Below are 9762 nucleotides of genomic sequence, written 5' to 3' on the forward strand. Positions count from 1 at the left end.
TCATAGGTGAGGGCAATCGTCCATACGCGAACTAACCGATAGCATAGTATACAGTATACCGAATGACGTATGTTCCGCCGCATCCTCCAATTGCACGGAACCACGTGCCCTGCTTCGGTTCATTTTTCTGGTCATCGTTTCGCGCGCAATAAACAAAAAACGACACCACGCAGGCCGGGGAAATGGTTTCCCCAGCCTTTTGTGATGCCATTGCGGACATGCATAGATGAAAATTCATGTTACGACAAACAATGTTTGCGAAGCGCCTCATGCACACCGTCTTCGTTGTTGGACAAGGTCACATCTTGCGCAGCTGCCTTCACTTCCAATGGTGAATTGTCCATGGCAACGCCCATGCCAGCGAATTGAATCATCGTCATGTCATTGAAGTAGTTGCCGATCGCCAGCACCTGTTCACGCGGGATGCCGCGCCTATCGGCTAACTCCCGCAACGCGCTGCCCTTGGTCGCATCGCGATGCATGATGTCAATGAAGAAATCGCCCGAACGGATGAAGTTGTGCTCATGCTTCCACAGCTTGAGCTCCTCCTCGACCTGATCCATCTGATCCTTCATCCCGCTCATCGTCAGCTTGAGCGGCTCGTCTGTGAGCCCCTCCCACCCCGGGAACTGCTTCGGCTCGATAAGAAACTGACCGTAGACATCATGCATTTCCGGGGATAACCCTTCCAGCTTGTCCACATATAGATCGAACGCGGTATTAATATCGAAGTGAACGTCGTTCTCACGGCAGTATTGAATGTACGGTTCAAGCCCCATGGGCGGGATTTCAAAACGATGGAGCACACGTCGTCCATTGGATGCGACCGTAGCTGCACCGTTATGCGTAATTACAATCCCTTCCAGACCCAATTCATCTAAATAAGGTAATGTGCTTATCGGACTGCGTCCCGTACAAAGCACGATTTCAATTCCTTGAGACGCGACCTCGCGAATCGTGTCCGCATTTTTAGCAGACAGCGAATGGTCGTCATACAGCAAAGTCCCATCCATGTCTAAGGCGACGATACGATATTTCATATGGTGCACTCCTCTCATTTCATAACCTTTTCAAGGTTATTTTTCTATTGATTTTCCTTGCCGAAGCTGGTCGATTTCGTCCTCTGAGCATTCCCGCCATTGTCCCAGGGGCAGCGCGGCGTCTAGCTTGAGCGTCCCCATCGAGAGACGCTTCAAGTAGGTCACCCGCTTGCCGACTGCCTCGAACATGCGCTTCACTTGATGGAACTTCCCTTCGGTAATCGTTAATTCGATATGTGAATAGATGCGATGTTCTTCTTGCTCATGCCGAAGGATCGTCAAGGCCGCAGGTTGGGTCTCATATCCGTCATCAAGGGTTACCCCATCGCGGAATGCTTCGACATCATCATCGCCAACCTCACCCTCTACGATAGAAAAATACGTCTTCGGCACATGCTTCTTCGGTGACAACAGCTCATGCGCCAGCTTGCCGTCATTCGTCAACAGCAGCAAGCCTTCGGTATCTTTATCGAGCCGCCCTACCGGAAACGGCTCGAAGTGGCGAATATCCTCTGGCAGCAAATCAACCACCGTCTGCTCCCTCACATCCTCCGTCGCAGAGATGACGCCCTGAGGCTTGTGCATCATGACGTAAATATGTTCACGATATTGGATCCGCTCTCCGTCCAATAATATTTCGTCATGCTCCGGGTCCACCTGCAATCCGCTATCCTTCACCACCCGGCCATTGACAACAATCAAGCCGCCTTTGGCCCATTTTTTAATCTCTGAGCGCGAACCGCACCCCATATGTCCCAACAGCTTATCCAAGCGCATTTTTTTCGCCATTGCTTACGTCCACCTCCATGCTGGCGGGTATTCGTTCTTCACCGTTCCTCCCGCCCATTTGGCCAAGCCCAAGCTATATCCGTCCACGCATACCAGCAGCCACCCTTTCGCAGGTGTAGCTGGATCCCGTTCAATATGCTCTTCTCCCAACGTTAACGTTTCGCCGCGCAAATACCGAATCACTTCGTCCTGACCTAATCGAAGCGGCAGCACACGCTTCATGTGCGAACTCGTCATTGCCATCGCCAAAGCGTGCGCAGGCTCGAATCGTTCCCCTTTGCACGTGCCGAGGAATAACCCCGGACGCATGACGCGCAGCGCACCCAACCGATGAATCGGAAGCGGGCACGCATATAAGTAAGGCCCGATAGCCGCATTCGCCTCGGCAATCACCGTCGACATCTGGTCGCGGCAGAAGCAACCGTATGCTTCAAGCTGATCTGGAGTCGGCGGAACGATGCCCTTCGACTTAATCGGCGCAGGCTTGCCCCCTTGCTTGAGGCGTTCCTGACTGGAACGCTGCTTCGCTTTCTGCTCTTTCGCTCCCTGCCTTGACGGCCGGGCGTTCACGGCAAAGGCTCCAACGTGCGACACCTTATCGATGCTATCTGCCTGTTCTTGAAGCTCGACACGTTCCTGCCCCTCCGACTCCGCTAACTCTGAATCGCACCGTTCCAGCACCGCTACGAAATGCCCTTCGCCCTGCAAGCGGTGCGGCCAGAGACGCGCCGTGCCAGCCGTGCTATCGATCGCCTGCTCGTCTGCTTCCCAGCCGTGCTCGTTCATGCAGTCACGTGCCCAATCCGGTCGTCCGGCAGCGAATCCGTTGGCTAACGGAATCGGGACGACACGGAACTCCGGATGCGCGCTTACGAACAGGGCAATGCACGCTTCGTTCTCTTCCGGCGAGAAGGTGCACGTTGAGTAGACAAGCCGTCCCCCAGGCGCAACCAGCTTGGCTGCACTGTTCATAATATCCTGCTGCATCATGGCATAGGTCAGCACCGGCTCGCGCTCCCACGATTTGACCATATCCGGCTCCTTGCGGAACATGCCCTCTCCAGAGCATGGCGCATCGACAAGCACCTTCGTGAAAAAACCGGGGAATGCTTCCGCAATCCGCTCTGGCTTCTCATTCAGCACAACCGTGCGCCGCACCCCGTATAGCTCGATATTGCGGACGAGCGCTTTGGTCCGATCCGGGTGGATGTCGTTCGTGACAAGTACGCCTTCTTCTCCGAGACGTGCGGCAATTTGAACCGACTTACCGCCTGGAGCCGCGCATAAATCCAATACACGGTCGTGGGGACGAACATCTAAACATTGAACCGGCGCCATGGCGCTTGGTTCCTGAATGTAATATAGCCCCGCATGATAATAGGGATGCTTGCCGGGACGAGCCTTATTCGAGATGTAATATCCGTCCATCGTCCAAGGAATCGGCCGCAGTGGATACGGAACTATATTTTGAAGCGATGCAGCATCCAACTTCAGGCCATTTGCGCGAATTCCGGCATAGGACTCTTGGTTGTAGCTTTTCATAAACTCATCGAATTGTTCGCCAAGCCGCTTCTGCATGGTCTGAACAAACGCTGTCGGGAGACTCTTCATACATTCATCCTTTCAAATCTGCCTTCATATCGTCTTAAGATGAATGTTCAAAAAGACCACTTTTCAGCATCGAGAAGTACATGTTTTCGCTAGAAAACTGCATCGGAAGGTCAAAAGGGAGCTTTTTGAACAACCTCTTAAAGACAGCAATGATAACAGCATACCATGATCCCTATCGTTTTTAAACGAAAGTGGCGAAGGAGTAGGCGCGCTTCCCTCCGTCTCATTAATAATACTTACATTATTGTCACATTGGCCATGATTGAGAAACTTTGCCTTGCGCCAGCCGTATGAAACACTGTTTAATTTAATGTGTATAGAGTTGAGAGAAAGGAGGAGCCGAATGTTACGTGTTGAAGGTCTATCCCACGCATTTAAGAATGGCCCCGAGACGACCCAAGTGCTGCATTCCATTGATTTTTCGGTCAAGCGTGGAGAGATGGTCGCTTTACTCGGCAGTTCCGGTTCCGGTAAATCGACGTTACTTAACTTGATGGCGGGGTTGATGAAGCCGACCGAAGGCAATATTTTCATTGCCGAACATGACATCGTGCAAATGAATGAGAACCAATTGGCCGAATTTCGGCGAAAACACATCGGCTTTATATTTCAAGCTTATGAATTGATAGCGAACTTGACCGTTCGCGAGAACGTTGAGCTCCCGCTTATTTTCCAAGGAGTTCACCCTGCTGAACGGAAGCAGAAATCGTTGAAATTGCTGGAGCAGGTCGGCATTCCCGATAAATCGGAACTGTTCACCTCCCAATTATCCGGCGGGCAGCAGCAGCGTGTCAGTATTGCCCGTTCCTTGATTACGGAGCCTTCGGTCATTTTCGCCGATGAGCCTACAGGGAACCTCGATACGCGCACAGAGGAAGAAATTATTGCTATTCTCAAAAGTTTAAATAAAACGATGGATACCACGTTCATCATCGTTACGCACGAGCTTGAAGTCGCGGAGCAGACGAAACGAATCATTACGTTACGCGATGGAAAATTGGTGGAAGATCATGCTCCAGGCGCTCCGATTGTTCCGGCTATGCCGCCCCACAACGTCGCGGAAGAGCCGGTTCCTGCGGGAGGTAAGACAACATGAGAATTCGGGACTATATCAATCTCTCCTGGGATCAACTGAAACGCCGCAAAGTCGTTACCGCGCTGTGCGCCGCTGGTATTTCCATCGGTTGCGCAGCGATTGTCGTTGCGATGAGCGTGGGCGAGTCAGCGCAGGTGTATGCGGAGAGTCAGCTTAATACCTTTTTAAAGATGGACGAAATTACAGTTTCTCCAAATAAAGGCGTGAGCGGAGGCGGAGCGGGCAACAACGGTGCAGCCGCTAAATCGTCAGAAACGGACGAGGTCCAAGAGCGCGGTAAAATAACACAACAGAAGCTCGAGGTCATCCGAAATATTCCGCACGTAAAAGCCGTCGCGGCTAACCAACAGCTCGGATATTTGGAAATGAACACGCTAGATGAGCGCAGAGCCATGGTGGAAGTGATCGCAACCGATCTTGATTCATTAACCAAATTCGGACACGATTTCATGCAGGGAGCTGCTTCCGATTTAGCGGGAACAGCCGTCTTGAACTACGGGGCAACTCTGGGTCTTGTCGATCAGGAGACGATGGACAAGCTCATCCAACAGCTGCAGGACAATCCGTACGATGATTCGCTCATGGAACAGTATCGCAACATGAACCGAATTCCATCCTCCTTGTACCAGCGCCAAGTACGACTTGGCAGTACCGATATGAATGGAAAATCCTTTTTAAGCTCCCCGCTCCGCGTGTCGGGTGTATTGAAGAAACCGAGCGGCAGCAGGGATGATATGATCGCTTATGACAAAAAAGTATATGTCTCGATTGAAACAGGCGAACTTCTGAAGCAGGAGATCCGGTTGGAAAACGGAGAGAATGCGACAGAGCCAGGTACATACAATTCGCTAGTCGTGAAGGTCGACGATCAGAACAATGTGGAGCAAGTCGAGAAGCAAATCAAAAAACTAATGCTGAATACGAGCACTAATTTGCATCAGAAAGACCGGTTGAATGAGCAGTTTGCCATAGTGCGCACGATTGCGCTCGGCATCGGGCTGTTCGTCCTCTTCATCGCCTCCATCTCCATTGTCGTTGCGATGACGATGTCCACGTATCAGCGCCGCCGTCAAATCGGCATCATGAAGGTGCTTGGCGCGAACTTGAAGCAGATTCGCAACATGTTCATTATCGAAGCAGCGCTGCTAGGTTTGCTTGGCGGACTGATCGGAATCATGCTGTCCTATTGGATTGTGTGGGGCATTAACGGCTTGACCGCAGGCTCCATGTCAGACGGGAGCGGAGAATCGATTCTGTTTATTTCGCCGACCTTTATACCGATCGGCATTGCGTTTGCGATAATGACCGGTGTGTTGTCCGGATTATACCCGGCGATTAGCGCCTCGCGCACAGATGCGTTAACTGCGATTAAACGTGACTAGAGATGCAGCAATAGTGACTTTTATACAATCATGATAGACAGGTAGCAATTTGAAGGAGGTCCGCGACGAAAATGAAGAAGAAGATCAAATGGGCGATTATCTTGCTCGTGCTCGCCGGCATCAGCTATGGCTTATACAATTTCGCCAGTCCGTCTCAACCGGCAGATACGATGGAAAATACCGGCGCGATTCCGTTTACGGTAACGAAGGAGACATTGGTGAACAACATTGAGGTCAAGGGTAAGTCGACCTATGAACAGGAAACGTTCATCTATGCCCCATTCGGTTCGGAAGTGAAGCAGTGGGCCGTCAAGGACGGTCAGCAGGTGAAGAAGGGTGAGGTGCTGTTCCGATTGGATCCGAGCGCCTTGCAGAATGAGCTCGCGCAGTCGGAAGCTGCCATCAAGAAGCAGCGGCTTGAAGCACAATTGGCACAGATGCAGTTGAAGCTTGCCGACGAAGATCAGTTGCTTCCTTCAACGGAAGCGGAGATGAAAAAGAAATTTGCGGAAAAGGAAACAGCCAAGTTGCAGTCGGAATTGAACAATGTAACACTCGACATCCAACAGAAGGATCTAGACCAAAAACGGAAGAAGCTGGCGGAAGCCACTTATGCGGCGCCTGCCTCCGGCATCTTCCTATATGATGATCCGAACAAGCTGCCGCAAGCCGTTAAGGATAATGACCGCGTCGGCAAAATCGTCGATTTAAGCAAGCTTCAGCTTGTAACGCCAGTCGGAGAGCAAGATGTGTTCCGCATTAAAGCGGGCATGCCGGTTGTCGTGAAGATGAATGCAATGAAGAATGAGAAGCTGAAAGGCAAAGTGTTGAAGGTTTCGAAATTTGCCAAAAGCGTGACCGATCAACAAAACGCGAACCAGCCCGCTCAATTCGAAGTCATTATCGCGCTGGATGCTAATGAGCATCTGATTGCGGGTCTCAGCCTGACAGGCCAAATCGAAACGAACCGCAAAGAAAATGCGATCGTCGTGCCAACCGTGGCGGTCATGCGTGAGAAGGACAACTATTACGTCATGCTGGACAAAGGCAATGGCCAATACGAACGCCGTGACATCAAGATTGGAATGGAGACCCCAGAGAAGACCGAAGTTCTGGAAGGCTTAAAGGAAGGCGACACCGTCGTCCTGCAATAATACAACTAACAAAAGACCGCTCTCGTTCTCCTGTCCCGCTGGGAAGGATGCAGAGCGGTCTTTCGTATGATTAGGTCAGTCAGAGATTTCTGATTGGCCTTTTGGTTGTGCTGCGATATCCGAAACTTGCGCAGACTTGCTCACTATCGATCCATCTTACTTAGACATGGGTAAGCTTGCACCGGCTTATTCACGCTTCAGGCTCGTTCTGTCCGTCCGGCACGTCCTTCAACCGATAGCTGAGCATCACGAAGACGTAATCATCCTTCGTCGTCTGCTTGGATAACTCGGCGTTCTTTGCGATATCCGATTCGGACGGCTCGAACGGAGACTGCTCCTTGTTAGAGGAAATCGCGTTCTGTGCGAGATGCGTTTTCTCTGCCCATTCCATCGGTGTCAACGATGCGTATGCGATATTGGCTTCCGCCAGCATGCCCTCGCCGATCTGCCCCATCTTCATTCCCTCTTCAATCAAGCCCATGCCTTGATGGGTGATGCGAAGTATTTCCTGCACGATGTAACTGGAGTATTCCGCGGTCAGCTGCTTGCCGAACGTAAAGCTCCGATGTTCATTGTTCGACCGGTAATACTTTTCAATCAGATTCCCCTGCTGCTTCGTCTCCACAAGCTCCAACAAATGAGCCTCTTCCAGCTTCTTGACGTGATAATAGAGCCGGGACGGCTTCTCATCCATCTGCTCTGCCATCTGCTTAACCGTGACTGGCTCGTCTTGGGCGAGCCGCAATATGTGTATACGGCGCGGGTCGAGCAATATTTTTGCCAACTCGATATCATCAATAATCTTGTTCTCTCGCAAGATGTCCCCCCTTATCCCGAAGAAGACGCGGCTTGGCCTCCTCCCGACAGCTTCGTCTCGTTCGATTGCCGAAGCGCTTGATTATATTTTAACAGAGGGAAAACGGCAGCGACAATGATAAGCAGCAATCCGGCAATTGCAGTAGCCGTCAATACGCCGAACAGAGAGGCGAACAAGCCGCCCGCACCGATGCCGAGCACCGTTCCCGCTTGCGCGACGGACTCGAACACACCCGAGCCTCGGCCCCGCATCTCATCCGGCATCAGCGTAATGAACAGGCTGCTCAGCGGCACGTTCGTGCATGAGATGGACACGCCAACGCCAAGCGCCCACACATAGACGCTGAGGACCCCGCTTTCCTGATATAAATGGAACAACGGCACAATCAGCATGCAGAACAAGCCGATGGCGCCCACGGCACCCAAGAGCATCACATTCGTTCTGAGCCGCTGCAGCAGAGAAGGGGCGGCCAACGCTCCCATAATGCTTCCGGCAGCAATCATGCTGGAGATGAAGCCGAAATGCTCAGCTGGAATCCGGAACGACTGCAACAGCGCCGCGTTCAAATTCGTGTTGATGACTCCCATGACGAGCATGATGGGAACAAGCAGGATGAGCAGAGCGAACAAGCCATCGTGGCGATAAATGGTGCGCAGCCCATCTTTCAACGATTGCCAATACGGCTCCTTCGCAACGACCTGCTCTTCTTCTTGCCCCGTCATGGCTGTCTGTTGAGCTGTTGTCAGGTCCTCAGACAGCGCTCTCGACATTCCAAAGATGAACAAGGCGGACAACACAAATGTAAATGAATTAAAAGTGAACAGCCAGCCAAAATGTCCAAAGGGAATGAGCAGTCCGGCAAGCGCTGGGCCGATGAGCTTCATCGCCATATAGGTCGCCTGCGAGAACGATACGGCCTGCGTAATGTTCTCTTGGCCGACGACACGCGGAACGATAGCTGTGCGCGCGGGCTCGAAGAGAACGGTCCCGATGCCCTGCAGCAGCACCAACGCATAGATGCCGTAGAGCTCATTCTGGAACACGATGAGCAGCAGGACGATGACGGCTCTGTACAGGTCGGCGGCAACCATGATGCGACTGCGGCGGAAGCGGTCGATGAACGGCCCGACGAACGTGCCTAGCAGCATGTTGGGCAGCACTTGAGCCAGCACGACCACACTTAAGGCAAGCGGATTGCTCGATAAGTGCGCGACCAGAAAAATGACGACGAGCCGAGTGATGCCGTCCCCCAGCTCGGAGACGATTTGCGCGAGCCAGAGATGGCGAAAAGCGCGATTGTTTAGCAGCAGCTTCATGAATAAGGCCTCCGTTTATAATTATTTTTATCGCTAAAACTTATTTTAACGATAAAAATAATTTTGTAAACAAGGAATTTGCCTATCAAATGAGAAAAACTCTGTTGAGGATTTGAGAATGGCCGGCTGCAATGCTCTCAAACATTCACCTTAAGGAAAATCAACAATGGCGAGTGCAAACTGACAGGATTCGCTTCATGCTAGTCCAGACCATTTACAAGCAGTCGTCGTATGATGCCGACTCTCTCCTCTAAAAAGAGGTTTCCAAAAAGTCCTTTGGGCCACTAACCCCTTAATTCAGAAAACGAGAACCAATCGAATCACCATTTGGTAAAGTTCAATCGTTCTTCACTGCTAGAATCAGACCCTTCTTTACGTTACAAGACACCTCGAGGACCCGCTCCAAAAAGAACATGAATTCATCCGTATCTTATCCAATACGCTAGTGCCTCCAGTTGCTGGGCTGTTCCTTGAACAAACTGAATCATGGGGAGAGTGAACAAAAGAACGCTTTGACGACTCTTGTCTGCTCAATCTGAACCACTGGGAGAGTGAAC

At 51.5% G+C, this 9762-nt stretch carries 8 protein-coding genes; 3 read left to right on the forward strand and 5 right to left on the reverse strand.

From position 1 onward, the window contains the following. Positions 1–239: 239 nt before the first annotated feature. The 3 genes from LQV63_RS16790 to LQV63_RS16800 are packed head-to-tail and all read right to left on the reverse strand — an operon-like array spanning position 240 to position 3440. Complete coding sequence (locus LQV63_RS16790; protein ID WP_233697595.1) at positions 240–1040, reverse strand: Cof-type HAD-IIB family hydrolase; 801 nt, start codon at positions 1038–1040, stop codon at positions 240–242. Between the two features lie 36 nt (positions 1041–1076). Further along, complete coding sequence (locus tag LQV63_RS16795; RefSeq protein WP_233697596.1) at positions 1077–1829, reverse strand: pseudouridine synthase; 753 nt, start codon at positions 1827–1829, stop codon at positions 1077–1079. A 3-nt stretch (positions 1830–1832) separates the two neighbouring features. After that, complete coding sequence (locus LQV63_RS16800; RefSeq protein WP_233697597.1) at positions 1833–3440, reverse strand: RsmB/NOP family class I SAM-dependent RNA methyltransferase; 1608 nt, start codon at positions 3438–3440, stop codon at positions 1833–1835. A 343-nt stretch (positions 3441–3783) separates the two neighbouring features. Here LQV63_RS16800 and LQV63_RS16805 point away from each other — a divergent pair, with 343 nt between their 5' ends. From LQV63_RS16805 to LQV63_RS16815, 3 genes are all read left to right on the forward strand, one after another. Further along, positions 3784–4536, forward strand: coding sequence for an ABC transporter ATP-binding protein (locus tag LQV63_RS16805; protein WP_019424317.1), 753 nt, complete (start codon positions 3784–3786; stop codon positions 4534–4536). After that, positions 4533–5918, forward strand: a complete 1386-nt coding sequence (locus LQV63_RS16810) for an ABC transporter permease (protein WP_233697598.1) — start codon at positions 4533–4535, stop codon at positions 5916–5918. The genes LQV63_RS16805 and LQV63_RS16810 overlap by 4 nt, the downstream gene beginning before the upstream one ends. Before the next feature lie 71 nt (positions 5919–5989). Then, positions 5990–7072, forward strand: coding sequence for an efflux RND transporter periplasmic adaptor subunit (locus tag LQV63_RS16815; RefSeq protein ID WP_019424315.1), 1083 nt, complete (start codon positions 5990–5992; stop codon positions 7070–7072). Between the two features lie 190 nt (positions 7073–7262). Here LQV63_RS16815 and LQV63_RS16820 read toward each other — a convergent pair whose 3' ends face one another. Further along, positions 7263–7889 carry an ArsR/SmtB family transcription factor gene (locus LQV63_RS16820; protein WP_233697599.1) on the reverse strand — a complete coding sequence of 209 codons (627 nt, stop codon included), beginning with the start codon at positions 7887–7889 and terminating at the stop codon, positions 7263–7265. Between the two features lie 11 nt (positions 7890–7900). After that, a complete protein-coding gene (locus LQV63_RS16825) occupies positions 7901–9205 on the reverse strand; it encodes an MFS transporter (RefSeq protein WP_233697600.1) in 1305 nt (434 codons plus the stop codon). Positions 9206–9762: the final 557 nt, after the last annotated feature.

The sequence above is a fragment of the Paenibacillus profundus genome, assembly GCF_021369635.1.
In the GTDB taxonomy this organism is placed as follows: Bacteria; Bacillota; Bacilli; order Paenibacillales; family Paenibacillaceae; genus Paenibacillus_B; species Paenibacillus_B profundus.

What these genes read in the sequence shown, in the direction of transcription:
- LQV63_RS16795 (WP_233697596.1), bottom strand. Translation starts at nt 1,829, where the DNA reads ATGGCGAAAAAAATGCGCTTGGATAAGCTGTTGGGACATATGGGGTGC.
- LQV63_RS16790 (WP_233697595.1), bottom strand. Translation starts at nt 1,040, where the DNA reads ATGAAATATCGTATCGTCGCCTTAGACATGGATGGGACTTTGCTGTAT.
- LQV63_RS16800 (WP_233697597.1), bottom strand. Translation starts at nt 3,440, where the DNA reads ATGAAGAGTCTCCCGACAGCGTTTGTTCAGACCATGCAGAAGCGGCTT.
- LQV63_RS16810 (WP_233697598.1), top strand. Translation starts at nt 4,533, where the DNA reads ATGAGAATTCGGGACTATATCAATCTCTCCTGGGATCAACTGAAACGC.
- LQV63_RS16805 (WP_019424317.1), top strand. Translation starts at nt 3,784, where the DNA reads ATGTTACGTGTTGAAGGTCTATCCCACGCATTTAAGAATGGCCCCGAG.
- LQV63_RS16815 (WP_019424315.1), top strand. Translation starts at nt 5,990, where the DNA reads ATGAAGAAGAAGATCAAATGGGCGATTATCTTGCTCGTGCTCGCCGGC.
- LQV63_RS16825 (WP_233697600.1), bottom strand. Translation starts at nt 9,205, where the DNA reads ATGAAGCTGCTGCTAAACAATCGCGCTTTTCGCCATCTCTGGCTCGCG.